Origin of the sequence: Streptomyces sp. NPDC020490 (assembly GCF_044335305.1) — a bacterium.
Taxonomy (GTDB): domain Bacteria; phylum Actinomycetota; class Actinomycetes; order Streptomycetales; family Streptomycetaceae; genus Streptomyces.
This window is the reverse complement of record NZ_JBIRUY010000026.1, coordinates 66874-92775: the sequence shown is the minus strand read 5'-3', so window position 1 is coordinate 92775 and position 25902 is coordinate 66874. Positions and strand designations below refer to the sequence as shown.

Annotated in this window: 19 protein-coding genes and 1 pseudogene; 8 read left to right on the top strand and 12 right to left on the bottom strand. The window is 74.4% G+C overall.

The features are described 5' to 3' along the window. Positions 1-89: 89 nt before the first annotated feature. From ACH4ZX_RS25595 to ACH4ZX_RS25570, 6 genes are all read right to left on the bottom strand, one after another. Entirely contained in the window at positions 90-1541 is a 1452-nt protein-coding gene (locus ACH4ZX_RS25595; protein WP_398277021.1) for an aldehyde dehydrogenase family protein, read from the bottom strand. Then, entirely contained in the window at positions 1538-3268 is a 1731-nt protein-coding gene (locus ACH4ZX_RS25590) for an amidohydrolase family protein (protein ID WP_398277019.1), read from the bottom strand. Before ACH4ZX_RS25590 ends, ACH4ZX_RS25595 begins: the two co-directional genes overlap by 4 nt. 25 nt (positions 3269-3293) lie before the next feature. Further along, on the bottom strand, positions 3294-4412 hold the full coding sequence (locus ACH4ZX_RS25585; protein ID WP_398277016.1) for an LLM class flavin-dependent oxidoreductase: 1119 nt from the start codon (positions 4410-4412) through the stop codon (positions 3294-3296). 124 nt (positions 4413-4536) lie between these two features. Continuing rightward, complete coding sequence (locus ACH4ZX_RS25580; RefSeq protein WP_398277013.1) at positions 4537-5307, bottom strand: SDR family NAD(P)-dependent oxidoreductase; 771 nt, start codon at positions 5305-5307, stop codon at positions 4537-4539. A gap of 42 nt (positions 5308-5349) precedes the next feature. Continuing rightward, positions 5350-6252 (bottom strand): LLM class F420-dependent oxidoreductase, encoded by a 903-nt coding sequence (locus ACH4ZX_RS25575; RefSeq protein WP_398277166.1) that lies wholly within the window; start codon positions 6250-6252, stop codon positions 5350-5352. Positions 6253-6407: 155 nt separating this feature from the next. Continuing rightward, the gene (locus ACH4ZX_RS25570) at positions 6408-7631 is read right to left on the bottom strand and encodes an amidohydrolase family protein (RefSeq protein WP_398277010.1); all 1224 of its coding nucleotides are present in this window, start codon (positions 7629-7631) and stop codon (positions 6408-6410) included. Between the two features lie 214 nt (positions 7632-7845). Between ACH4ZX_RS25570 and ACH4ZX_RS25565 the strand changes: the two genes are divergently transcribed. Both ACH4ZX_RS25565 and ACH4ZX_RS25560 read left to right on the top strand, forming a co-directional pair. After that, positions 7846-10914 carry a BTAD domain-containing putative transcriptional regulator gene (locus ACH4ZX_RS25565; protein WP_398277007.1) on the top strand — a complete coding sequence of 1023 codons (3069 nt, stop codon included), beginning with the start codon at positions 7846-7848 and terminating at the stop codon, positions 10912-10914. A 204-nt stretch (positions 10915-11118) separates the two neighbouring features. Further along, positions 11119-11304, top strand: a complete 186-nt coding sequence (locus ACH4ZX_RS25560; protein ID WP_398277004.1) for a hypothetical protein — start codon at positions 11119-11121, stop codon at positions 11302-11304. Positions 11305-11931: 627 nt separating this feature from the next. Here ACH4ZX_RS25560 and ACH4ZX_RS25555 read toward each other — a convergent pair. After that, positions 11932-13536: a FadD3 family acyl-CoA ligase gene (locus ACH4ZX_RS25555; RefSeq protein WP_398277163.1), complete on the bottom strand. Its 1605-nt coding sequence runs from the start codon at positions 13534-13536 to the stop codon at positions 11932-11934. A gap of 108 nt (positions 13537-13644) precedes the next feature. Between ACH4ZX_RS25555 and ACH4ZX_RS25550 the strand changes: the two genes are divergently transcribed. The 3 genes and pseudogenes from ACH4ZX_RS25550 to ACH4ZX_RS25540 all read left to right on the top strand — a co-directional run. Next, positions 13645-14802, top strand: a complete 1158-nt coding sequence (locus ACH4ZX_RS25550; RefSeq protein WP_398277001.1) for a lipid-transfer protein — start codon at positions 13645-13647, stop codon at positions 14800-14802. A gap of 7 nt (positions 14803-14809) precedes the next feature. Continuing rightward, positions 14810-15229, top strand: coding sequence for a Zn-ribbon domain-containing OB-fold protein (locus ACH4ZX_RS25545; protein WP_398276998.1), 420 nt, complete (start codon positions 14810-14812; stop codon positions 15227-15229). A 38-nt stretch (positions 15230-15267) separates the two neighbouring features. After that, positions 15268-15756: pseudogene (locus ACH4ZX_RS25540) on the top strand (enoyl-CoA hydratase/isomerase family protein); the annotation flags it as partial. Between the two features lie 296 nt (positions 15757-16052). On the opposite strand, the gene ACH4ZX_RS25535 reads toward ACH4ZX_RS25540, so the two are convergent. Beyond that, complete coding sequence (locus tag ACH4ZX_RS25535; RefSeq protein WP_398276995.1) at positions 16053-18386, bottom strand: PQQ-binding-like beta-propeller repeat protein; 2334 nt, start codon at positions 18384-18386, stop codon at positions 16053-16055. A gap of 179 nt (positions 18387-18565) precedes the next feature. Continuing rightward, complete coding sequence (locus ACH4ZX_RS25530; RefSeq protein WP_398276992.1) at positions 18566-19288, bottom strand: VOC family protein; 723 nt, start codon at positions 19286-19288, stop codon at positions 18566-18568. A gap of 134 nt (positions 19289-19422) precedes the next feature. Between ACH4ZX_RS25530 and ACH4ZX_RS25525 the strand changes: the two genes are divergently transcribed. After that, positions 19423-20058, top strand: a complete 636-nt coding sequence (locus ACH4ZX_RS25525; RefSeq protein WP_398277160.1) for a TetR family transcriptional regulator — start codon at positions 19423-19425, stop codon at positions 20056-20058. A gap of 105 nt (positions 20059-20163) precedes the next feature. On the opposite strand, the gene ACH4ZX_RS25520 is transcribed toward ACH4ZX_RS25525, so the two are convergent. Together ACH4ZX_RS25520 and ACH4ZX_RS25515 are read right to left on the bottom strand one after the other, a co-directional pair. Continuing rightward, the gene (locus ACH4ZX_RS25520) at positions 20164-20640 is read right to left on the bottom strand and encodes a nitroreductase family deazaflavin-dependent oxidoreductase (protein ID WP_398276989.1); all 477 of its coding nucleotides are present in this window, start codon (positions 20638-20640) and stop codon (positions 20164-20166) included. Beyond that, on the bottom strand, positions 20637-21950 hold the full coding sequence (locus tag ACH4ZX_RS25515; RefSeq protein WP_398276986.1) for an acyl-CoA dehydrogenase family protein: 1314 nt from the start codon (positions 21948-21950) through the stop codon (positions 20637-20639). The genes ACH4ZX_RS25520 and ACH4ZX_RS25515 overlap by 4 nt, the downstream gene beginning before the upstream one ends. An 86-nt stretch (positions 21951-22036) precedes the next feature. On the opposite strand from ACH4ZX_RS25515, the gene ACH4ZX_RS25510 reads away from it, so the two are divergent. Together ACH4ZX_RS25510 and ACH4ZX_RS25505 are read left to right on the top strand one after the other, a co-directional pair. After that, entirely contained in the window at positions 22037-23209 is a 1173-nt protein-coding gene (locus ACH4ZX_RS25510) for a thiolase C-terminal domain-containing protein (RefSeq protein ID WP_398276983.1), read from the top strand. Between the two features lie 239 nt (positions 23210-23448). After that, a complete protein-coding gene (locus ACH4ZX_RS25505) occupies positions 23449-24507 on the top strand; it encodes a PCRF domain-containing protein (protein WP_398277157.1) in 1059 nt (352 codons plus the stop codon). A gap of 93 nt (positions 24508-24600) precedes the next feature. Here ACH4ZX_RS25505 and ACH4ZX_RS25500 read toward each other — a convergent pair whose 3' ends face one another. After that, entirely contained in the window at positions 24601-25890 is a 1290-nt protein-coding gene (locus ACH4ZX_RS25500) for a hypothetical protein (protein ID WP_398276980.1), read from the bottom strand. Positions 25891-25902: the final 12 nt, after the last annotated feature.

The following is a 25902-nucleotide window of genomic DNA, read 5'->3' as shown; positions in this document are numbered from 1 at the left end:
GAGGCGGACGGTGAAACCGTGACCGGCCCGCAAGCCGGGGTCGACGACGGTGGATGCGTCGACCGACCCGCGCAGCTGTGGGGGCCGGTTCAGCCCGGCCAGACGATCGTCTGTACCTCCCCGTAGGCGTGCAGGGCGTAGGGGCCGACGTCGCGGCCTACGCCGCTCTTCTTGAAGCCGCCGAAGGGGGCCTCCATGTTGCGGGCGACGGTGTTCACGCCGACGCCGCCGGCGCGGAGCCGGGCGGCCACCCGGAAGGCCCTGGCCACGTCGCCGGACCAGACGTAGTCGATCAGGCCGTAGTCGCTGTCGTCGGCGAGGGCGACGCCCTCGTCCTCGTCGTCGAAGGGGACGACCACGACGACCGGGCCGAAGATCTCCTCGCGGGCCACCCGCATGTCGTTGGTGCAGTCGGCCAGGAGGGTGGGGGTGACGTAGAAGCCGCGGTTCAGTGGGGGGCGTTCGCCGCCTGTCACCAGCGTCGCGCCTTCCGCGCGGCCGAGTTCGACGTACGACTCGACGCGCTGCCGGTGGGCCGCGGAGATCAGCGGGCCGACGACCGTGTCCGGCTCTCTCGGGTCGCCGACCTTCAAGCGGCTTGCGTAGGCGGCCAGTTGCTCGACCAGTCGGTGGTACACGCCCCGCTGGGCCAGTACGCGTGTCGGCGCCGTGCAGATCTGGCCGGTGTAGAAGGAGAAGGTGGTGCCGATGCCGGCGACCGCCGAGCGGAGGTCCGCGTCGTCGAAGACGAGGGCCGCGCCCTTGCCGCCCAGTTCCATCAACTGGCGTTTCATGTCCCGGCCGCACACCTCGGCGATGCGCTGTCCGACGGCCGTGGAGCCGGTGAAGCTCACCATGTCGACGTCGGGCGACTCCACCGCCGCCTCGCCGACCGAGGCCGACCGGCCGGAGACCACGTTCACCACCCCGCGCGGTACGCCCGCGGCCTCGAGCGCCTCCGCCATCCGGTACACCGACAGCGGGTCCTGCGGGGCCGGTTTCACCACCACCGTGTTGCCCATCGCGAGGGCCGGGGCGACCTTGCCGGCCGGGTTGGCCCAGGGGTTGTTGTACGAGGTGACGCAGGTGACGACCCCGACGGGCCGGCGTGCCGCCAGCGCGCCGGTGACGCCCGCCCGGCCCAGCGGGCCGGCCTCGTCGATCTGCGGCGGGATCGCCCACTCCTGGGGCTCCACGCGCGCGTACCGGCGGAAGCGGGCGGCGGCGACGCCGACCTGCATGGCCCGCGCCGTCGCGGTCGTCGCGCCGGTCTCCGCCTGCGCCAGCCGCGCGTACGGCTCCCGGTGGGCGCGGATGGCGTCCGCCGCCCGCGCGAGCACCGCGGCCCGCTCCTCGGGCGGGGTGCGCGACCACGGCCCGAAGGCCTCGCGGGCCGCGGCGCAGGCCGCGCGCACCTGGTCCCGCGAAGCCTCGGGGGCCAGGCCGACGGTCTCTTCGGTCGCCGGGTCGACGACCGCGTAGTGGCCGTGGTCCGGCTCGACCCACTCGCCGCCGACGAACAGCCGCTGCCCGTCGCTCACCTGGTGCTCACCGTCCTGGTGTCCCGCCCGGAGCGCAGCACCCGGCCGGGCACCGCGCCGCTGACCACGTCGTCCCGGATCACCTCGACGCCGTTCACCCACGCCGCCCGCACGCCGAGCGCCCGGGAGTCCAGCCGTGGGCTGTCGCCCGGCAGGTCGTGCACCAGGGTGGCCGGGGCCGCGTCGATCCGGTCGGGGTCGAACAGCACCAGGTCCGCGTGGAAGCCCTCCTGGATGCGGCCTCGCTCGCGCAGCCCGAACAGCCGCGCCGGGTCGTCCGTCAGCATCTTCACGGCCTGCTCCAGGCCGGTCAGCTTCCGTCCGCGCAGGCAGTCCCCGAGGAAGCGGGTGGTGTACGGCGCCCCGCACATGCGGTCCAGGTGCGCGCCCGCGTCGGACCCGCCGAGCAGGACGTCCTCGTGGCGCCAGGTCTCGGCGCGCAGCGCCCAGGAGGCGGGGTCGTTGTCGGTGGGCATGGGCCACAGGACCGTCCGGAGGTCGTCGGCGGCGCAGATCTCGACCAGGCAGTGGAAGGGGTCCTGGCCGCGTTCCGCCGCGATGTCCTTCACCACCCGGCCGGTCAGGCCCTCGTTCCGCGGGCTGTAGGTGTCCCCGATGACGTACCGGCCGAAGTTCGCGAGCCGTCTGAAGACGCCTGCCTCCTTGGACTCGGCGCGCCGCAGCATCTCGGCGCGGACGCCGGGGTCGCGCAGCTTCGCGATCCGCTCGGGCACGGGCAGGCCCAGGACCGGTCCCCACCCGGGGATCAGGTTGAGCGCGCAGAACGTGCCGAGCGACATGTTCATCGGTGTGAGGATCGGCATGGTGAGAGCCACGACCCGGCCGCCCGCCCTGCGTGCCCGCTCGCCGGCCAGCAGCTGCCGGGGCACGCGCTCCGGGACGGCGGCGTCGACGGTCAGGACGTTCCAGTTCAGGGGGCGTCCCGCGGTCGCGCTCAGCTCGACGAACAGGTCGATCTCCGCGTCGCTGAACTGGTCCAGGCAGCCGGCGACGATCGCCTCGATCTGGGTGCCCTCGTGCTCGCCGACGGCGGCGGCCAGGGCCAGCAGTTCCGCGGGCTTCGCATGTCGGGAGGCGACCGGCCGGCCGTCGCCGTCGGAGTGCGTGGACGACTGGGTGGTGGACAGGCCCCAGGCGCCCGCGTCCATGGCCTCGTGCAGCAGCCGGACCATGGCGCCCTGCTGCTCCGGCGTGGGCTGCCCGCCGACCGCGTCGGGGCCCATCACGTACCGGCGCAGCGCGCAGTGGCCCGCCATGAAACCCGCGTTGACGGCGATCCGCCCCTCCAGCGCGTCCAGGTACTCGCCGAAGGAGTGCCAGTTCCAGGGCGCTCCCTCCTCCAGGGCGACCAGCGACATGCCCTCGACCTTGGACATCATGCGGCGCGTGTAGTCGACGTCGCCGGGGCGGGCGGGGTTCAGCGGGGCCAGTGTGAAGCCGCAGTTGCCGGCGGCGACGGTGGTCACCCCGTGGTTGAGCGACGGGGTGGCGTAGGGGTCCCAGAACAGCTGGGCGTCGTAGTGGGTGTGGGGGTCGACGAAGCCGGGGGCGAGGACCAGGCCGGTGGCGTCCTCGCGGGTGCGCGACTCGCCGGTGACGCGGCCGACGGCGGCGATACGGCCGTCCCGTATGCCGAGGTCGGCGGTGCGGGCGGGCGCGCCGGTGCCGTCGACGACCGTCGCGCCGGTGATGACGTGATCGAGCATGAGGCTCCCTTCCGGGCCCGGGTGCTCAGGCCCCCTGACGGAACCGGGTGGTCCGGTGCACCGGATCCGTGTCGATCTTCGGGATGACGTGCTCCCCGATCAGCCGGATCGTCTGCAGCGTCTCCTCCTTGGGCACGCCCACCGGCAGGCCGAAGGACAACTGGTCCGCGCCCGCCTGCTCCCAGCGCTTGCACTGCCTGAGCACCTCCTCCGGGTCGCCGCAGATCAGCAGCTCCTCCTCGATGAGGATCTCGACGAACTCGGGGGTGTACGGCGGCAGCGTCTCGGGCCACACCGGGAAGCCCTCGGGCCGCGGGAAGGTGTCGTGGTAGCGGAAGACCAGCGAGGGCAGGTAGTGCAGGCCGCCGCCCACCGCGATCTCGATCGCCTCCGCGTGGGTGGGCGCGCAGATCGCCGTGGTCGTCACCATCACGTTGTCGTTGACGAAGTCCCCGACCGGCTCGGCGTTCACCACCGCCGTCTTGTACTGCTCCAGCACCCACTCCATGTCGGACACCTTCTGGATGCTGAAGCCCAGCACCCCGAGCCCCTTGCGGGCGGCCATCGCGTACGAGGGCGGCGACCCGGCGGCGTACCACATCGCGGGGTGGGACTTTCCGTACGGCTTGGGCAGGACCTTGCGCGGCGGGAGCTGCCAGTGCTTGCCGTGGAAGCCGGCGTACTCGTCCTGGAGCCACATCTTGGGGAACTCGGCGATGGTCTCCTCCCAGATCTCCTTGGTGTGGTTCATGTCGGTGATGCCGGGGAGGAAGCCGAGGATCTCGTGGCTGCCCGCGCCGCGCCCGCTGCCGAACTCGAAGCGGCCCTCGGTGAGGTGGTCGAGCATGGCGACCTTCTCGGCAACCTTCACGGGGTGGTTGACCTGGGCGAGCGGGTTGAAGATGCCCGAGCCGAGGTGGATGCGCTCGGTGGCGTGGGCGAGGTAGCCGAGGAAGACGTCGTTGGCGGAGAGGTGCGAGTACTCCTCCAGGAAGTGGTGCTCGGACGCCCAGGCGTACTTGAAGCCCGACCGGTCCGCCTCGATGACGTACTCGGTCTCCTCCATCAGCGCCTTGTGCTCGGCCAGCGGGTCGGTCTCGGCGCGCTTGCCCACGTATCCCTGTACGAACAGCCCGAATTCCAAGGCGGGTCACCGTCCCTAGGTCTCATTACTGACGCTCATTACTGACGAACCATCAGATTGTTGGGCCGACTGTGGCACCGGCCGGGTGCACCGTCAATAGCTGACGAAACATCAGATGCTGCGGTCAGACAATGCTCACCCCGGCCAGCCAGCCCCCGTCGATCACGAACGGCTGCCCGGTGACGTACGAGGAGTCGTCGCAGGTGAGGAACAGGGCGAGGCGGGCCACCTCCTCCGGCCGCCCGATGCGGCCGAGCGGCACCAGCCCCCGGTACAGCTCGTCCAGGGCCTCGGCGGTCTCCCGCGGATCGGCGTCCGGGTCCAGCCGGGCCGGGTTGGACATCGCCGTGTCGACGGCGCCGGGGCAGACGGCGTTGACGCGGATGCCCCGGCGGGCCAGCTCCAGCGCCGCGACGCGGGTCAGTCCGAGGATCGCGTGCTTGGTCGCGGCGTACGCGCCGACGGCCGCCATGCCGGCCAGCGCGGTGTAGGAGGCGGTGTTGACGATCGTGCCGCCGTCCTCCATCACCGGCGCGACCGTCCTGATCCCGAGGAAGCAGCCGACCTGGTTGACCCTGACGACCTGCATGAACTCGTCCAGGAGCGTGTCGACGAGGGAGTTGAAGCGCAGGATGCCGGCGTTGTTGACGAGCCCGTCGACGCGGCCGTACGCCTCCCGCGCGGTGGCCACGGCCGACCGCCACTGCTCCTCTTCGCCCACGTCCAGGTGGACGTACCGGGCGCCGATCTCCTTCGCGAGGGCCTCGCCCTGGTCGTCGAGGACGTCGGCGAGGACCACCTCGGCGCCCTCCGCCCGGAACAGCCGGGCCTCCTGCTCGCCCTGCCCGCGGGCCGCACCGGTGACGATCACGACGCGTCCGTCCAGCTTGCCCATGCCGTTTCTCCTCTGTGGGTGACTACAGGTGGCTGCACATGGCTACAGGTGGGGGGCGATGTCGGCGGCGAACGCCGCCATCTGGTCGGTGAGTTCGGCGCGGTCGCGGCAGCGGAACCGCACCTGGATCTGGTGCACGCCCATCGCGCGGTAGGCGCGCAGCGACTCGGCGAGCGCCTCCGCGGCCCCGGTGAGGGTGCGCCGCCCCACGTCCCAGGCGGGCGTGCCGACGTACAGGGGCTCGGTGAGGGCGCCGACGGTGAAGGGCTCCTCGATGCCCGCCCCGTCCCGCAGCCGCCGCAGCTCGGCGATCTGCGCGGGCAGCCGCTCGCGCGGGTCGCCCTGCGGCAGCCAGCCGTCGCCCCTGAGCGCGGCCCGGCGCACGGCGGCGGGCGAGGACCCGCCGACCCAGAGCGGGACCCGTTCCTGGACCGGCCGGGGACGCTGGCCGAGGCCCTCGAAGTCGTAGCGCTTGCCGTGGTGTTCGGGGAACTCCTGCGGTCCGAGCGCGGCGCGCAGGGCGTCCACGCACTCGTCGAGGACGGCGCCGCGCCGCGCGAAGTCGACCCCGAGCGCCTCGAACTCCTCCCGTACGTGCCCGGCCCCGACCCCGAGGATCAGCCGGCCGCCGCTGAGCCGGTCGAGGGTGGCGTACTGCTTGGCGGTCAGCAGGGGGTGCCGCAGGCCGACGACGGCGACGTGGCTGAGCAGCCGCACCCGCTCGGTCACGCCCGCCAGGAAGGCGAGGGTGGCGACGGGGTCGTACCACGTCGTGCTCATGGCACCGGCCAGCCGGCGCGGGACGGCGACGTGGTCGCAGCAGGCGAGGTAGGCGAAGCCGGCCCGATCGGCGACGCGGGCGATCTCGACGAGGTCCGCGGGACCGGCGTCCGCCTCCCAGGCCTCGGCGTAGAGCGTGCTCAGCGACTGGACGGACAGCTGCATGCCGTACGCCAGGGCGGGTGCGGAGGTCGGGACGGGGGCGGGGGCGGGGGCCGGGACGGATGCGGGGGCCGGCGCGGGGACGGGTGCGGGGGTGGGGGCGGGGGCCGGCACGGGGACGGGTGTGGAGGCGGGGGCGGGGACGGGGGCGGGGGCGCTCACCGCCACAGTCCCTCGGGGGTGAGGCCCAGCAGCTCGATCGCGTTGCGCCGGACGATCCGCTCGACGACGTCGGCGTCCAGGTGCCCCATCTGCGCCTCGCCCACCTGCCGCGACTTCGGCCAGGTGGAGTCGGAGTGCGGGTAGTCGGTCTCGTACAGGACGTTGCCGACGCCGATGGAGTCGAGGTTGCGCAGGCCGAAGGCGTCGTCGAAGAAGCAGCCGTACACATGCCCGGCGAACAGCTCGGACGGCGGCCGGCGCACCTTGTCGGCGACCCCGCCCCAGCCGCGGTTCTCCTCCCACACCACGTCGGCGCGTTCGAGGATGTACGGGATCCAGCCGATCTGCCCCTCGGCGTACATGACCTTCAGCCCGGGGAACCGCTCGAACTTCCCGCTCATCAGCCAGTCGACCATCGAGAAGCAGCAGTTGGCGAAGGTGATGGTGGACCCGACGGCGGGCGGCGCGTCCTTCGACGTGGACGGCATGCGGCTGCTGGAGCCGATGTGCATGGCGACGACCGTGCCGGTCTCGTCGCAGGCGGCGAGGAAGGGGTCCCAGTCGTCGGTGTGCACGGACGGCAGGCCGAGGTGCGGCGGTATCTCGGAGAACGCGACGGCGCGCACGCCGCGTTCGGCGTTGCGCCGGACCTCCCGGGCGGCGAGCTCGGCGTCCCACAGCGGGACGATGGTGAGCGGGATCAGCCGGCCCCGCGCCTCCGGCCCGCACCACTCCTCCACCATCCAGTCGTTGTAGGCGCGCACGCACAGCAGCGCGAGCTCCCGGTCCGCCGCCTCGGTGAAGGTCTGTCCGCAGAAGCGGGGGAAGGTGGGGAAGCAGAGGGCGGACTGGACGTGGTTGACGTCCATGTCCGCCAGGCGCCGCGGCACGTCGTAGGAGCCGGGCCGCATCTGCTCGTAGGTGATCACCTCGAGCCTGATCTCGTCCCTGTCGTAGCCGACCGCGGTGTCCAGCCGGGTCAGCGGCCGGTGCAGGTCCTCGTAGACCCACCAGTCGCCGAGCGGGCCGTCGTCGCCCGGCGCGCCCATCACCGGTTTGAACCGGCCGCCCAGGAAGGTCATGTCCTTCAGCGGCGCCCGCACGATCCGCGGCCCGGTGTCCCGGTACTTCGCCGGCAGGCGGTCCCGCCAGACGTCCGGCGGCTCCACGGTGTGGTCGTCGACGGAGATGATCAGGGGGAATTCGGCTTGGGTGTCCATGGCGGTCACCGTAGCGCCGATCTGACGGTCCGTCAGCTACGCGGGGGCCGGGTTCTCGCGCTCGGATGCCCGGGTCTGTGCGGAAGCGCGCGTAGCGACTGTGAGAGGTTTGTGGTGTCCGTGCGGTCGTCTGTGACGGGCCTCTCCTCGGCTGCCACATCCGGCGTCAACAAGGCAAACTGGCTGGGTTGTCAACATGTCGAGGGGGACGGCGATGGACGGTGTACCGGGGGCACCGGGGGTGCCGGAGCAGGGGCGTCCGGGCCCCGCGGTTGAGCCCGAGGCGCCCGCAGTACCCGCAGTACCCGAGGCGCCCGCAGTGCCCGAGGCGCCGGCAGTACCCGTAGTGCTCGCGGAGCTGCGCTTCGGCGTGCTCGGTCCGGTGCGCGCCCGGCGGGACGGGGAACCGGTCGGCACCGGCTCCCCGCAGCAACGCGCCCTGCTCGCCGCCCTGTTGCTGCGCGAGGGGCGCACGGCCACCGCGGCCGAGCTGATCGACGCGCTGTGGGGCGAGGAGCCGCCGTCGCAGGCGCTGGCGGCGGTACGGACGTACGCCTCACGGCTGCGCAAGGCGCTCGGGCCCGGCGTGCTGGTCAGCGAGTCGGGCGGCTACGCGGTGCGCGGTCTCGGCGAGGGCGCGCTGGACCTGGCGGTGGCGCAGGACCTGGCGGCCGAGGCGGAGAAGGCCCGCGCCGCCGGGGACCTGGGCCGGGCCCGCGAGGTGCTGGGCCGGGCGCTCGCCCTGTGGGACGGGGAGGCCCTGGCGGGCGTACCCGGGCCGTACGCGGAGGCGCAACGGGTCCGCCTGGAGGAGTGGCGGCTGCAACTCCTCGAGACCCGGCTGGACATGGACCTGGAGCAGGGCTGCCACGCGGAGGCGGTCTCGGAGCTGACCGCGCTGACCGCGGCGCACCCGCTGCGCGAACGCCTGCGGGAGCTGCTGATGCTGGCGCTGTACCGCAGCGGACGCCAGGCGGAGGCGCTGGCGGTGTACGCGGACACCCGGCGGCTGCTGGCCGACGAACTCGGCGTCGACCCGCGCCCCGGCCTGCGCGCGCTCCAGCAGCGCATCCTGCGCGCCGACCCGGGCCTGGCGGAGTCGCCGGCCCCCGCCCCCGAACCCGCCGCCGCCCCGGTCCGCCCGGCCCAACTGCCAGCCACCGTGCCCGACTTCACCGGCCGGACGGCCTTCGTGAAGGAACTCGGCGAGGTACTGGCCTCGGACGGGGGACGGGTGATGGCGGTGTCGGCGCTGGCGGGCATCGGCGGCGTGGGCAAGACGACGCTCGCGGTGCACGTGGCGCACCAGGCGCGGACCGCCTTCCCCGACGGCCAGCTCTACGTCGACCTCCAGGGCGCGGGCCAGCGGGCCGCCGACCCGGAGACGGTGCTGGGCTCCTTCCTCAAGGCGCTCGGCACGCCCGACTCGGCGATCCCGGACTCCCTCCAGGAGCGGGCGGCGCTGTACCGCTCCGTGCTGGACGGCCGCCGGGTGCTGGTGCTGCTGGACAACGCGCGGGACGCGGCGCAGGTACGGCCCCTGCTGCCCGGCACCGAGGGCTGCGCGGCGCTCGTCACCTCGCGGGTGCGGATGGTCGACCTGGCCGGGGCGCACCTGGTGGACCTGGACGTGATGGCGCCGGACGAGGCGCTGCAGCTGTTCACCAGGATCGTCGGCGAGGAACGGGTGGCGGCCGAGCGCGAGGCGGCGCTGGACGTGGTGGCGGCGTGCGGCTTCCTGCCGCTGGCGATCCGGATCGCGGCGTCCCGGCTGGCGGCGCGCCGAACGTGGACGGTGTCCGTGCTGGCGGCCAAGCTGGCCGACGAGCGGCGGCGGCTGGACGAGCTCCAGGCGGGCGACCTGGCGGTCAAGGCGACCTTCGAACTCGGCTACGGCCAGCTCGAGCCGGCCCAGGCCCGCGCGTTCCGGCTGCTGGGCCTGGCGGACGGCCCGGACATCTCGCTGGCGGCCGCCGCGGCCGTTCTGGACCTGCCGCCGCGGGAGACGGAGGACCTGCTGGAGTCCCTGGTCGACACCTCCCTGCTGGAGTCGGCGGCGCCCGGCCGCTACCGCTACCACGACCTGGTACGCCTCTACGCGCGCGCGTGCGCGGAACGCGACGAGCAGCCGCCCGCCGTGGGGGCGCCTCCCGCGCCCTCCGGGCAGTGGGGGAGCGAGGCGGCGCTGTCCCGGCTGCTGGACTTCTACCTGGCGACGGCGGCCGCGGTGTACCTGATCGAGCGGCCCGGGGACCGGCTGGTGGACCACCTGGAACGGGCCGGCCGGCCGGGGCTGTCCTTCGCGGACCGGCACGCGGCGCAGGACTGGCTGTACGCGGAGGCGGTGTCGCTGCTGGCGTGCGTGCGGCAGTCGGCGCGGCCGGAGACGGTCCGGCGCGCCGTCGACGTGCTGTGGGCGGCCTGCGACCTGGCGGAGTCGGGCACCAACTCCCGGGAGTACGAGGCGGTCGCCGCCAAGCTGCGGGAGGTGGCGCAGGAGGCCGGGGACCGGCGCGCCGAGGGGCGGGCGTACATGGCGCTGGCCTTCGTGCACCACATCTCCGGCACCCGGTTCGACGAGGCGGGCCGGGAGGCGGACCGGGCGACCGAGCTCGCCGAGGCGGCCGGCGATCCGCTCACCAGCTGCTGGTCGTCGAACGCCAGCGGCGCGATCGCGATGTACCAGGGCAGGTACGCGGACAGCGAGCGGCACTTCACCCGCGCGCTGGACAACTTCCGCGCCGTGGGCGACCGTCCGGGTGAGGCGAGCGCCCTGTGCAACCTCTCGCGCACCCACCTGGCCACCGGCCGCACCGACAGCGCGGTGGCGCTGGCCCGGCAGGGCACGGCGATGTACGACGACATGGGGCACGCGCTGAAGGGGGCGAACGGCCGGTACGCCCTGGGTCTGGCGCTCACCAGCAGCGGGCGGCTCGCGGAGGCGACCGAGTGCCTCGAGCAGGCCCTGCGGGTGTTCCGGGACAGCCGACAGCACCTGTGGGAGGGCATGACCGTCTTCCGCCTCGCGGAGCTCGACCTCACGGCCCGCCGTCCCGCGCGGGCGGCGGTGCACGCCGAGACGGCGCTGACGCTGCTGCGCGGCGTCGGCGGGGAATGGCGGCGCGGCAACGTCCTGACGGTACTGGGCCGCGCCCTCAGCGGCATCGGCCAGCGCGACCGGGCCCAGGTGTGCTGGCAGGAGGCCCTGGAGATCTTCGACGCCCTCCAGGCGCCGGAGGCGGACGAGGTCCGGGGTCTGCTGCGGCCGACTCCGGTCGTGTGAACGGGCGTTCATCGTTCGTTTATCGCGGTCAGGCAGTATCTCCTCTGTCGGGCCGTCGCGTCGGGGGGCAGGCGGAACGGCACCCGGCCGGTCCCTTTGGGGTGAGCCGGCCGACGGGGTCCGTCCGGCAGTCCGTGGGGGAACTGCCGGATGGACCCCGTCCCTTCACCGAACCGAACCGCTCTGCCAGGAAAGAAGGTTGCGATGAGCGACCAGAACAGCACGGACAACATCCACGTCACGGACGAGCCGCTGACCGCCACCACCAAGGACGCGGGCACGGCCACCACCGACAACATCCATGTCACCGACGAGCCGCTGACCACGACCACCAAGGACGCGGGCACGGCCACCACCGACAACATCCACGTCACCGACGAACCGGCCTGACCCCCCGCCCCGCACGGCGGCCACCCGCGGCAGCACGGAGGGGAGCCGCGAGCGGCCTGCCGGCCCGGGGAAGGGACGGACAGGTACCGCCGGTACGGGCCACCGCTCCAGCACAGCCGGCGGACCGGCAGTTCAGGTACGGACCGGTGCCACCGACGCGCCCGGTGCCTGCGGCAGCGCCGCCCGGTACGGTCCGGCGGGCCACCAGGGGGCAGCATCGGCCCGAGCGGCAGCGAGCGAGCGGGCCACGGCCGGCAGGGCTGGAGAGGCCGGCACGGCTGGTGCGGCCGACACGGGCGGGGCGGGCCACCGTGTCCGCCCCGGTCCGCCCCGGTCCGGCACGGACTGGCACGGACTGGTGCGGGCCGGTGCGGGCCGGTGCGGGCCGGTGCGGCGGCGCAGGGGGCGCCTGGGCCGGCACGGCCGGTGGCACCGGCGCGACCGGCGGGTGCCACCGGCGCGACCGGCGAGGGGGGCCGCCGCGCCCGGCGCGGCCGGTGGGACCCGTGCGGGCCGGCGTGGCCAGGGCGGGCCGACACGGCGGCCGACACGGCGGCCAGGGCGGGCCGGTACGGCGGGAGGCGGGTCGGCGCGGCGGGGGCGGGCCGGCCCGCAGGTCGTTCCGGCTCAGCCGTCCTGTCCGCGCAGTTCTCTCTTGAGTACCTTGCCGCTCGCGTTCCGGGGGAGCCGGGGGACGAAGCGGATCTGGCGGGGGACCTTGTAGTTCGCCATTTCGCGGCGGGACCAGGCGATCAGGTCGTCGGCGGTCAGCGGGGAGCCGGGGCTGCGGACCACGTAGGCCCGGCCGACCTCGCCGAGGCGGGCGTCGGGGACGCCGATCACCGCGGCGTCGGCCACCTCCGGGTGCAGGCACAGCCGTTGCTCGATCTCCGCCGGGTAGGCGTTGAAGCCGCCGACGACGAACATGTCCTTGACGCGGTCGGTGATGCGCAGGTTGCCCGCCTCGTCCAGCACGCCCACGTCGCCGGTGCGCAGCCAGCCGCCCGGCGTGAACGCCTCGGCGGTGGCGGCCTCGTCCTCGTAGTAGCCGCGCATCACGTTGAACCCGCGGACCAGGACCTCGCCGGGCCGGCCGGCCGGCAGGGGCGCGCCGTCCGCGTCCGCCACCCGCACCGAGGTGCCGGGGATCGCCCGTCCCGACGTCGACGCGATCACCGACGGCGGGTCGCCGCGGCGGCACATCGTGACGATGCCGCTCGCCTCCGACAGGCCGTAGGCGGTGAGGACCGTGCCCACGCCCAGTTCGTCCCGCAGCCGCTCCACCAGCCGCAGCGGCACCACCGCCGCCCCGGTGACCACCAGGCGCAGGGTGGACAGGTCGTGGGCGTCCCGCGCCGGGTGGTCCAGGAGCGACTGGTGCAGGGTCGGCGGGCCCGGCAGCACCGACACCCGCTCCGCGGCGATGTTCGCCAGCACCGTGCCGGCGTCGAACACCGGCTGCGGGATCATCGTCGCGCCCCGCATCAGGCACGCGATCACGCCCGCCTTGTAGCCGAAGGTGTGGAAGAAGGGGTTCACGATCAGGTAGCGGTCGCCGCGGCGCAGGCCGGCCAGGTCCGCCCACACCTCGTAGGCCCGCAGCGTCTGCGCGTGGGTGATCACCGCGCCCTTGGGGCGGCCGGTGGTGCCCGAGGTGAAGACGATGTCCGACGGCATGCCGCCGCCGACCCGCGCGGCACGGGCCCGCACCTCGTCCTCCCCCACCCCCTCCCCGCCGGCCAGGAAGTCCTTCCAGGTCACGAAGGAGGCCGGGGCGTCGTCCGCGAACACCACGACCCGTTCCAGCGACGGCAGTCCGGGCAGCGGGCCGTCCCCGTCGCCCTCCCCCGCCGCCCTCCGCAGCGACGCCACGTACGAGGTCCCCAGGAAGGTGCCGGTCACCAGCAGCAGCCGCGCCCGCGACCGCGCCAGCACGTACGCCGCCTCCGCGCCCTTGAAGCGGGTGTTCAGCGGCACCAGCACCGCGCCCGCCGACACCGCGCCCAGCGCGGCCACGATCCACTCCAGCGAGTTCGGCGCCCAGACGGCCACCCGGTCGCCGGGCACGACCCCGGCCGCCATGCAGGCCGCCGCGGCGCGCTCCACGCGGGCGCCGAGGTCCGCGTACGACACCCGGGTGCGGCCGTCGACGACCGCCTCGGTGTCCGCGTACCGCTCGGCCGCCGAGCGGACCAGACCCGGGACGGAGCCCCACTCCACGTCACCGCGCACGACCGGCCTCCAGCTCACTCACTCCCACCCGGTAGCTGACTGCCCGTCAGATTAGCGCTAACCTGACGGACTGTCAGCCGACCTCGGCACGGGGAGGTACGACCACGCATGGCCGGACTCCGGGAGTTCAAGGACGCCACCGCGATCGTCGGCATCGGGCAGACCGCGTTCGCGAAACGCCTCGCCGAGGACGAGCGCACCCTCGCCTGCCGGGCCGTCCTCGCCGCCCTCGACGACGCCGGCATCGAGCCCGGCAAGGTCGACGCGCTCGCCTCCTACACGATGGAGGAGACCGACGAGGTGGAGCTGGCGAAGTCCGTCGGCTTCGGCGACCTCACCTTCTTCAGCAAGGTCGGCTACGGCGGCGGCGGGTCCTGCGCCACCGTGGCGCACCTCGCGGCCGCCGTCGCCACCGGGCAGGCCACCGTCGGGGTCGCCTGGCGCTCGCGCAAGCGCGGCAGCGGCCCCCGGCCGTGGACCGACACCGTCCGCCAACTGCCCACGCCCGCCCAGTGGACCCGCCCCTCCGGGCTGCTGCGGCCGGTGGACGAGATCGCCGTGCTGGCGCGCCGCTACATGCACGAGTACGGCGCCACCCGCGACCACCTCTTCAACGTCGCCCTCGCCTGCCGCAACCGGGCCAACCAGAACCCCGCCGCGGTCATGTACGACCGGCCGCTGACCCGCGAGATGTACATGACGTCCCGGTGGATCAGCGAGCCGCTGTGCCTGTTCGACAACTGCATGGAGACGGACGGGGCGCTTGCCTGCGTTGTCACCTCCGCCGAGCGCGCCCGCGACTGCCGGCGGCGGCCGGTGTACGTGCACGCCGCCGCCCAGGGCCTGCCCGCCCAGCACCACGGCATGGTCAACTACTGGTGCGACGACCCCCTCACCGGCCCCGCCTGGACCGCCGCCCGGCACCTGTTCAAGCACGCCGACCTCACGCCCCAGGACGTGGACGTCGCCCAGATCTACGACGCGTTCACGGTGCTGATCCCGCTCTCCCTGGAGGGCTACGGCTTCTGCGGCCGCGGCGAGGGCGGCGCGTTCACCGAGCAGGGCGCGCTGGAGATCGGCGGGCGGCTGCCGCTGAACACGTCGGGCGGCGGGCTCTCCGAGGCGTACGTCCACGGGTTCAACCTCATCACCGAGGGCGTGAAGCAGCTGCGCGGGACGAGCACCGCGCAGGTGCCGGGCGCCGCGACCTGCCTGGTCACCGCCGGTGAAGGGGTCCCCACCTCCGCCCTGCTGCTGAGGAGCTGAGCGCCGGATGACGCTGACCCCCGTCCCCGATGCCGACGGCGCCCCCTTCTGGGAGTACGCCCGCCGCGGCGAACTGCGCGTGCAGACCTGCGCCGACTGCGGCGAGCCGCGCTTCCCGCCCCGCCCCTGCTGCCCGCACTGCCGGTCGTTCGCCGCCGAGTGGCGTCCGACGGACGGCCGCGGACGCGTCTGGTCCTACGTGGTCCCCCACCCGCCCCTGCTGCCCGCCTACGCCGAGCAGGCCCCGTACACCGTGGTCGTCGTCGAGCTCGACGACGCCCCCCGCGTCCGGCTGGTCGGCAACCTGGTCGCCGGGGCCGGGGCACGGCTCGACTCGGTGCCGCGCGAGCGGGTCCGGATCGGGGCGCGGGTGCGGGCCGTCTTCACGGACGCCGGTCTGCCGCAGTGGGTCCTGGAGCGCCCGTGACGCCGACGCCGACACCGGCACCGGCACCGGCACCGGCGGTGACCGTCTCGGCCGACGAGGACACCGGCGTCGCGGTCGTCACCCTCGACCGCCCCGGCCGGCTCAACGCCATCGACCTGCGGATGCGGGACGAGCTGCGCTCGGTCTGGCGCCGGCTGCGCTTCGACGACACCGTGCGCGCCGTCGTCCTCACCGGGGCCGGCGAGCGCGCCTTCTGCACCGGGCTGGACCGGGATGCCGTCGTGCCGCAGCCGGACTCGCCCTTCATGACGGACGATCCGCTGCTGCGCGTCGGGCCCAAGTCCAACGACCTGTGGAAGCCGGTCGTCGCCGCCGTGCGGGGCATGGCCTGCGGGGGCGCCTTCTACCTCCTGGGCGAGTCGGACTTCGTCGTCGCCGACCCGACGGCCACGTTCTTCGACCCGCACACGACGTACGGGATGGTCAGCGCCTACGAGTCGGTGCTGCTGGCGCAGCGGATGCCGTACGGGGAAGTCGCGCGGATGATGCTCATGGGCACGGCGGAGTGGCGGCCCCGGCCCTCGCCGCTGCAGTCGGCTGCTGGGGCGGGCGGGGCCGGAGGGCGTCGGGTGGCGGGGGGTGTTCACCGGGCGTAGCGTCTGGGGCGTGAGCGGTGACGACGCCATCGCGGGCCCGCTCCCGGCAGCGACGGCCGTCGTCCGGAACTCCTTCCGTGCGCCCGGCACGACGGCCGTCCCGGCTGCCGCCCGGTACCGCGCCACGTGGTGCGTGCCGTGCCCGGGCACCGCCCAGCGCCGCGCCACACGGTCCACGCCATCCCCGGGCATCCCCCGGTACCGCGTCACGTGGTGCGTGCCGTGCCCGTGCCCTTCTCCGCGTCCAGGGCGTACACGCACCGGTCCTTGCTGCACGCGTACACCACGCCGTCCTTGACGACCGGGGAGCCGGTGATCTCGCCGCCGGTGGCCAGCTTCCAGCGCAGCCGCCCGTCGTCGGCCTTCAGGGTGTACAGCAGGTGGTCCGTCGAGCCGAAGTGGATGCGGCCCTCGGCCACCGCCGGGGCGCCCACGATGTCGCCGCCCGCCTGGAAGCGCCACTTGGGCGTGCCGGTGACGGCGTCCAGCGTGTAGAGCCCCTTGCCGCTGCCGACGTGCACGTGCCCGGCGGCCACCAGGACCGGCTCGGTCGACGTGCGGGACTCGGTGGCGATGCGCCAGCGGTCGCGCCCGTCGGCGGCGTCCAGGGCGTACACGGTGCCGAGGTAGTCGGCGAGGTAGATGCCGCCGCCGGTCACCGCGGGGCCCGGCGCGAAGGCGGGCGGGCACAGGAAGACCGCCGGCGCCTCGAAGTGCCAGCGGACGTGCCCGCTCGCCACGTCCAGGGCCAGGACGCGGGTGCCGGCCGACACGTACACGTAGCCGTCCGGCGCGTGCGTCAGCCGCACCGGCACGCCGCCGCAGGAGGCCGCGTCGCCGATCGGGTACGACCAGCGCTCGTCGCCGGTGCGCGCGTCGAGGGCGCGCAGGCGGGCGTCCTGCCAGACGTACACCGTGCCCTCGTGCACCGCGGGGCCGGCCTCCGGGGTCTCGAAGTCGGTCTGCGCCCCGCTGATCTCCCACAGCTTCTGCCCGGTGGACGCCTCCCACGCCTGGACGCCGCCGCCCCGGGTGCCGGTGACGACGGTGCCGCGGTCGGCGTGCAGGGAGTACACCCAGGCGTCCGTGTTCAGCCGCCACAGGTCGGCGCCCTCCCGGCACTCCAGGGCGAACAGGGTCGGCCCGTCGGAGGCGTGGATACGGCCGTCCGCGACCGCCATCGACCAGGCGACGTCCCGCGTCTTGAAGCGGCGGCGGCCGGTGGCCACGTCGAGGGCGTGCACCTCGAAGGAGGTGACGTAGACGAGGTCGCCGAAGACGGACGGGGTGCCCCACACATCGTTCGACATGCGGAAACGCCAGGGGCGCCAGCCGGCCGCGGTCTCCGGCGGGGCGGGCGGCGGCGCCGGCACGGCCGGGTCGGCGCCGCCCACGCCGGGGCGGGCCTTGGTCCAGGTGGCGGCCAGGGCGGCCTCCGGCGGCGGCGCCTGCACGGCGGCGGCCCGCACGTCGGACACGCGCGGTCCGGGCCCGATCGGCACCGGGGCGCCGGCCAGCCGGACGGGACCGGTGTCCGGGGCGCCCACCGGCGCCGGCACCACCGGGTCGTGCGGGGGCGGGGGCGGCACCGGGGCGACCCGTGCGCCGCCGCGTCCGGCGGGCGGTCCGGGCTTCCCCGCCGGGCGGCCGTTGCGGCGGGCCTCGATCAGGCCGACCGCCCGCTCGGGCAGCCACGCGGACGCCGTGCCGCTGTCGTCGGAGCCGGAGCCGAAGAGGTGGGGCGCGAGCTGGGCCTGGAGGTCGGCCGGGTTGGGCCGGGCGGTGGCGTCCATCTGCATGCAGGACTCGATGAGCGGGCGCAGCTCGTCCGGGAGGCCCTCCAGGTCCGGGCCCTCGCGCAGCAGCATGAACACCGTCTCGACCGGGTTGGCGCCGTGGTACGGCGGGTGCCCGGTGGCGGCGAACACCAGCATCGAGCCGAGCGAGAACACGTCGCTCGCGCCGGTCACGCTGCGGGAGTCCTTGGCCTGCTCCGGGGACATGTAGGCGGGCGTGCCGACGGCGACATTCGTCATCGTCAGACGGGTGTTCGAGACGCCGGAGGCGATGCCGAAGTCGATCACCCGCGGGCCGTCCTCGACCACCAGGACGTTCGAGGGCTTCAGGTCGCGGTGGACGAGGCCGGCGCCGTGGATCGACTGCAGGGCCTCCGCGACGCCCGCGGCCAGCCAGCGCACCGCCTGGGCCGGGAGCGGCCCGCACTCGTTGACTATCTCCTCCAGGGAGGGCGCGGGGACGTACGCGGTGGCCAGCCACGGCACGGCCGCCCGGGGGTCGGCGTCGACGACGGCCGCCGTGTAGAAGCCGGAGACCGCCCGCGCGGCCTCCACCTCGCGCGTGAAGCGCACCCTGAACAGCTGGTCCTCGGCGAGCTCCGTGCGCACCGTCTTGATCGCCACGCGCCGGCCGGACGCCGAGCGCGCGAGATAGACCAGCCCCATGCCGCCGGCGCCCAGCCGTCCCAGCACCTCGAAAGGCCCGATCCTCCGCGGATCGTGCTGCGTCAGCTGATCCACCACTTGCCTGCCACCTCCCCGTACGAGCCGCGCCACCCACATGTTCACGCGACCGAAGTGCAGCGTCTCACCACCGCACCGCCGTGGCGGCACGCACCCCGATTCTTCCTGCCCGGGCCACTGGTTGCGAACCCGGGGTCGAAGCGGGGTGTCTCGGTTCATACCGGACGGAAATCCGCCGGTCAGCGCTGCAGCAGCGCGAACGACGCCCCCTGATTGTCGGTGACGACGGCGACCAGTCCGTACGAGGTGGAGAACGGCGGCGCCTGCACCCGCCCGCCGAGCCGGTGCACCGCCTCCAGCGCGGCCGCGCAGTCCTCGACCGCGAAGTGGACGAGGAAGTGGGGCGGCATCTCGGCGGGGAAGACGTCGGAGACGGCGGCCCGGCCGAAGTCGGGCCGGGCGCCGGGGCCGAACAGGGCGTCGTGGAAGAGGCCGCCGTAGAAGCCGTTGGCGCGCTCGGTGTCGCGGGCGTACAGCTCCACCCAGGCGAAGGTGCCCGGCTCGTGCCGCCTGCCGAAACCGGCGTGGCGGCCCGGCTGCCACAGGCCGAACACGGCCCCCTCCGCGTCGGTGACCAGCGCCGTCGTGCCCAGGTCGCCGACCGGGACGGGCACGATGACGACCTGCCCGCCGGCGTCCCGGACGCGACGGGCGAGGGCTTCCGCGTCAGGGGTGGCGAAGTACACCGTCCAGACGGTGGGCATGCGCCCGTCCGTCTTGGGCGCGAGCGCGGCGACGGGGGCGCCGCCTTTCAGCGCCCAGGTGGACGCCCCGTACGACTCCTCGAAGGTCCACCCGAAGAGTTCACCGTAGAACCGCTTGCCCGCCTCGACGTCGGGAAGCTGGGCGTCCACCCAGCACGGGACGCCCTCTGCGTATGCGGATGCCCTGTTTTCGGCCATGCGGCAAACGTAGCGGCGACGCACGCACCGCGCAGACCAGGCGCACCCGTCTCTTATCACCCGGGCACCCCATTTGCAGTCGGCCGAATCGCGCTCCCATCACCCCTCGGTAAGCTGACGACATGACAGGACAAGTGCGTACCGTCGACGGCCGCGTGGCCGGCCGGCGTGGGCAGGCGACCCGGCAGAAGCTGCTCGACTGCCTCAGCGAGATGCTCAGCTCCTCCCCCTACCGGGACGTCAAGGTCATCGATGTCGCCCGGAAGGCCGGTACGTCGCCCGCGACCTTTTACCAGTACTTCCCGGACGTCGAGGGCGCCGTCCTGGAGATCGCCGAGCAAATGGCCGCCGACGGAGCCGGGTTGACCGAGCTGCTGGAGGGCCGTTCGTGGACCGGCAAGGCGGGCTGGCAGACGGCCCAGGAGCTCGTCGACGGATTTCTGGAGTTCTGGCGCAAGCACGACGCGATCCTGCGCGTCGTCGACCTCGGGGCGGCCGAGGGCGACAAGCGGTTCTACAAGATCCGCATGAAGATCCTGAACTCGGTGAACAACTCCCTCGCGGACGCCGTCACCGCGCTGCAGGCCAAGGGCCGCGTCGACAAGGACGTGAACCCGGCCGCCGTGGCGGGTTCGCTGGTGGCGATGCTGGCGGCCGTCGCCTCGCACCAGAAGGGATTCACTTCCTGGGGCGTCAAGCAGGCCGAACTCAAGCCGAACCTGGCGCTGTTGGTGCACCTGGGCGTGACGGGCCGGAAGCCCACGCGATAGCTCCCGGAATTTTCTTCTTTGCCATAGTTTCCCACAAGTCCTGTCCGGCAGGCGGCGGTTCACCGCGGGTGAGCCGCCGCCTGCCTCGCTGTGCGGGCGGCCGCGCTACGCGTCGCGCCTGACCAGCCGGAACAGCCGGATCTCCCGCTCCACCCGCGCCTGGTAGGCCGCGTACGGCGGCCACAGGGCCAGCGCCGCCCGCCAGGCCGCCGCCCGCTCCTCCCCCGCCAGCAGCCGTGCCGTCACCGGGATGTCCCGGCCCCGGAAGCTGATCTCGGCGTCCGGGTGGGCGAGGAGGTTGTGGGTCCAGGCGGGGTGGCCGGGGCGGCCGAAGTTGGAGCCGACCAGAAGCCAGCCGCGTCCGCCGTCCTCCGGCACGCAGGCGAGCGGGGTGCGGCGGGGCAGGCCGCTGCGCGCGCCCCGCACGGTCAGTACGACGCCCGGCAGCATCAGCGCGCTGAGCAGCACCCGGCCGCGGGTGAGCCGGTGGACGGCCCGGTCGAGCCCCGGGACGACGTACGGGGCCACCCGGGCGAAGCCCCGGGTGGCGGACACCTTCTGCACGATCCGCCCGACGCTCACACCGCCACCCGCCCCTGCTCCTGCGCCCACCCCTGCTCCTGCTCCTGTCCCCGCTCCTGTCCCTGTCCCTGCTCCTGCTCCTGTCCCCGCTCCTGCTCCTGTCCTTGTGCGAAGAGGTGCGCCGTGTCGGCGGCGTGCGCCCGCAGCCGGTGCACCGGCCCGAACAACAGTTCGTCGCCCCAGGCGCGCTTGAAGTACAGGTGCGCGTCGTCCTCCCAGGTGAAGCCGATCCCGCCGTGCAGCTGGATCCCGTCGGCGGCCGCGGCGCGCAGCGCCTCCAGTGCCTGCGCGAGGGCGAGGGCCCCGGCCCGCTCCCCGTGCGCGGCCGCCCAGGCCGCGTAGTACGCCGCCGAGCGCGCCGCCTGCACCTGGACGTACACGTCGGCCAGCCGGTGCTTGACCGCCTGGAAGGAGCCGATGGCCCGGCCGAACTGCTCGCGCCGCTTCACGTACTCCACGGTCCGCTCCAGCGCCCGGTCGGCGGCCCCGACGGCCTCGCAGGCCAGGACGGCCGCGGCGGCGTCGCCGACGGCGGCCAGGGCGGCGAGGACCGCGTCGCCGGCATCCCCCGCGCCCCCGCTGTCCCCGCTGTCCCCGCTGTCCCCGCCCAGCAGCTCCGCCGCCACGTCCCGCAGTTCCAGGCGGGCCTGCGGGCGGGTCGCGTCCAGGGCGGTCTGCCGTGTCCGCACGAGTCCGCCGGCGTCCCCGCGCACCAGGAACAGCAGGATCCGCGACCGGGCGAAGCCGCCGGTGTGCGCGGCGACCAGCAGCAGGCCCGCGCTGTGCCCGTCGAGCACCTGCTCGGCCTGCCCGTACAGCCGCCACCCCTCCCCCGCCCGCCTGGCCTGCACGCCCCCCGCCCGTCCGCCGCCGGCCCAGTCGCCGCCGTTGCCGCCGGTCAGCGCGAGCGCGGTGGCCAGGCGCGGGCCGGGCACCGCGAGGGCGGCGGTGAGTTCGCCGGAGGCGATGCGGGGCAGCAGCCGGGCGCGCTGGGCGGCGGTGCCGAGGGCGAGCAGGAGCGGCGCGGCGAGGACGGCGGTGGCCGTCAGCGGCGAGGGCGCGAGCACCCGGCCGGTCTCCTCGCAGGCCAGGGCGAGGTCGGTGACCGTGCAGCCGGCTCCGCCGTGGGCCTCGGGGAGCGCGAGGCCGGGCAGGCCGAGCCGTCCGGCGAGGGCGGTCCACAGCAGCGGGTCGTGACCCGCGGGGGTGTCGAGGGCCGCGCGCAGGTCCTCCGGCCGGCACCGCTTGCGGAGCAGTTCGCGCAGGGTGCGGCGGATGTCGTCCTGTTCCGCGGTGAAGCGTGCGTCCACGGCTCTCCCTCCCTCTTCCCCTCGCATCTGACGGTCCGTCATATTAGGAGGGCCGGACCGAGATGCCCAGGGGGAGGAGACCGCTGATGGCTCGCGGCAGCCGGAACGTCGCCGTGGTGGGCGTGGCCCTCGCCGACTGCGGGCGGCTCGACGCCACCACCCCCTACGCCCTGCACGCGCAGGCGGCCCGCCGCGCGCTGGCGGACGCCGGGCTGGAACGCCGCCATGTCGACGGGTTCGCCTCGGCGGGCCTGGGCACGCTCGCCCCCGTCGAGGTCGCCGAGTACCTGGGCCTGCGCCCGACCTGGGTCGACTCCACCTCCGTCGGCGGTTCCACCTGGGAGGTCATGGCCGCCCACGCGGCGGACGCGATCGCCGCGGGCCACGCGAACGCCGTCCTGCTGGCCTACGGCTCGACCGCCCGCGCCGACGTCCGGGCGGGCCGCCGCACCGGCGACCTGTCCTTCGGCTCGCGCGGCCCGCTGCAGTTCGAGGTCCCCTACGGCCACACGCTGATCGCCAAGTACGCGATGGCGGCCCGCCGCCACATGATCGAACACGGCACGACCGTCGAGCAGTTGGCGTCGGTGGCCGTGCAGGCGAGGGCCAACGCGGCCCTGAACCCGGAGGCGATGTTCCGGGACCCGATCACGCCGGACGACGTGCTGTCCGGCCCGATGATCGCCGACCCGTTCACCAAGCTGCACTGCTGCCTCCGCTCCGACGGGGGCGCGGCGGTGCTGCTCGCGGCCGAGGAGTACGTACGGGACTGCCGCACCGCGCCCGTGTGGGTGCTGGGCACCGGGGAGCACGTCTCGCACGCCGCGATGTCCGAGTGGCCCGACTTCACGGTCTCCCCGGCGGCGGTGAGCGGCCGGCTGGCGTTCGGACGGGCGGGGGTGCGGCCGCGGGAGATGGACTTCGCCGAGATCTACGACGCGTTCACGTACATGACGCTGGTGACCCTGGAGGACCTCGGCTTCTGCGCGAAGGGAGAGGGCGGGGCGTTCGTCGGGAAGGGACGGCTCAGGGTGGAGGGCGGGGAGCTGCCGGTGAACACGGACGGGGGCGGCCTGTCGGCCCAGCACCCCGGCATGCGCGGCCTGTTCCTCCTGGTCGAGGCGGTACGGCAGCTCAGGGGCGAGGCCGGCGCCCGGCAGGTGCGCGCCCGCGACGGAGGCACGCCCCGCCTGGGGGTGGCCTCCGGCACCGGGGGCTGGTTCTGCTCGTCGGGGACGGTGGTGCTGGGCCGGGACTGAGCCGGGACTGAGCCGGGACGCTCCGACGGACGCCAGGCGCCGGCCTCCACCGCCGGGCGGACCAGGCGGACCGCACGGACCAGGCGGACCGCGCAGACCAGGCAGACCGCGCAGACCGCGCATACCGCGCAGACCGGGCGGACCGGGCGGACCGGGCAGGCTCCAGGCGCGCGCCGGCTGGCATAGTGGCGCCCGTGGCAGTCGAGGTGTCCGAAGGGCTGAAGTCTCTCCTCTCGACCATGGCGTCGATCGAGGCCGCCCTGGACCTCGACAAGGCGGGGGCGGACATCGCCGTGCTCCAGGAGCAGGCCGCGGCCCCGTCTCTCTGGGACGACCCGGAGGCGGCGCAGCGGATCACGAAGAAGCTCGCACGCCTCCGGGCCGAGGTCCGCAAGGCCGAGGCCCTGCGCAACCGGATCGACGACCTCGTGGTCCTGTTCGAGCTGGCCGAGGAGACGGACGACCCGGACACCCGCGCCGAGGCCGGGACCGAGCTCACGTCCGTCCGCGAGGCCCTCGCGGAGATGGAGCTCCGCACGCTCCTCTCCGGCGAGTACGACGAGCGCGAGGCCCTCGTCAGCATCCGGGCCGGGGCAGGCGGCGTCGACGCCTCCCACTTCGCCGAGCGCCTCGGGCGCATGTACCTGCGCTGGGCCGAGCGGCACGGCTGCCCGACCGAGGTGTACGAGACCTCGTACGCGGTGGTGGCCGGCATCGAGTCGACCACCTTCGCCGTGAAGGCGCCGTACGCGTACGGGATGCTGTCCGCGGAGCAAGGTACGCAGCGGCTGGTGCACGTGTCGCCGTTCGGCAGCCAGGGCCGCCCCTCGGTCTGCTCGGCGAGTGTCGAGGTGCTGCCGGTCGCCGAGAAGTCCGACCACGTCGCCTGCGACGAGTCCGAACTGCGCGTCGACGTCTACCGTTTCGCAGGCGTCAGCTGCTTCAGCGCCACTCCCGACTCAGCGGTCCGGATCACGCACGTCCCGACCGGCATCGTCGTCACGTGCGACAACGAGCGCACCCAGGCCCGGAACAGGGCCAGGGCCGTGGAAGTGCTCCGGACAAAGCTGCTTCACCACCGCCGTCAGGCAGCACGGGCCGACATGCGCGTGCTCGACGACGCCGGCGGCAGTCCCCGGAGCGACGACGAAACCGTGCGCTCGTACGCCCTGTTTCCCGGCGAGGCGGTCGAAGACTTCCGCACCGGCCACGAAACCGGCGATCTCAGGGCCGTACTGGACGGCGACATCGACGGCTTCCTCGAGGCAGGGATTCGCCGGCGCGGTTCGGCGCGGTGATGAACGGCGGCCGGAGCGCGGTCGACCGAGCCAGGTCAGCCGAAGCGCGGTCGACCGAGCCGGGTCAGCCGAAGCGCGGTCGACCGGGCCGGGTCAGCCGGTGACGGTGACCGCGGCCCGGTCGTCGGACGGGTCGGGGTCGTGGCGGCCGGTCCGCGGACTGGCGTCCTTCAGGCTGACGCTGCCCGTTCCCGGCTCACCGAGATTCAGGGTGAACTCGAAGGTGCGGGACGAGCCGGGTTCCAGGTCGCCCACGTCGCAGCTGTAGTCGTAGTCGCCGTGACGGCAGTACGGCGTGCGCGCGTCCTCGTCGATCAGCTCCATGGGCTCCTTCAGCACGGCCGTGCCCAGGGGCGGGCGGAACACCAGCCGGGCGGCGTGGCCGGGGTCGCCGGGGCCGTCGTTGCGGACGGTGAGGCGCAGCGTGCGCCGGTCGCCCGGGGCGCCGTGCAGGTGGGCGCCGGTGACCGCGTAGTCGGCGTGGGTGTCGAGGGAGACGGAGACCCAGTCCCGGTTCCCGGCGACGGCGCCGTTCACCGCGCCGGCCCGCCCCACCCGCGCGGCGCGCAGGGCCGGGCCGGCGCCGCGGTCGCCGCCCGCGGAGAAGCTCTGGTCCTGCCCCGGCCCCGCGTCCGTCGGCCACACCTGCCGCTGGAACGACCCGTACATCCGCGTCTCCGACGCCCGCAGCCGCAGCCCCGGCCGGACGGCGACGGTCTCGCCGGGCGGGATGACCAGGTCCGGGAACCGGCACACCGCCTGCCGTCCGTGCTGGATGCCGGGATACCGGCAGTTGGCGTACCGCCGCGCGAACTCCAGGTCGCCGGAGTCGACGACGAGGGTGAGCCCCCGCGCCGGGACGTCACCGGTGTTGCGGACGACGACGGGCGACGTGATCCCGGCGCCCGGACGGACCCGCCGCGACGGCTCGGCAGGCAGCAGCTTCAGCGCCGGTTCCCCGACGACCACCCGGGTGCGGGCGGTGAGCTTCTTGCCGCCCTTCGCCGCGTACGAGAAGCGGAGGTAGCCGGTGTCGCCCGGCCTGCTGCCCTTCGCGGCGCGCGGCACGAACCCCCGGGTGCCCGCCAGGCGGAGGTCGGTGCCCGTGACGTCGCAGGTGACGTGGGTGGCACCGCCCGCGCAGTCCGGCCCGCTCCCGTCCAGCCGGACGACGCCCTCGGAACCCGGCGCGACGTCCACGGTCAGCTTCCGGGTGCCGGGACGGGCGTACGGGCCGCCGCCGTCGACCGACAGGGGGAAGACCTGGTCGCCGCCGTGCGCACGGAGGTAGAAGACCTCGGGCGCGGAGAGCGCGGTCGGCTCGTCGCCGCCGCACGCGGTGAGAGCCCCCAGCAGCAGAACGGCGGCCAGCAGACGCCTCAACCCGACCGGAAC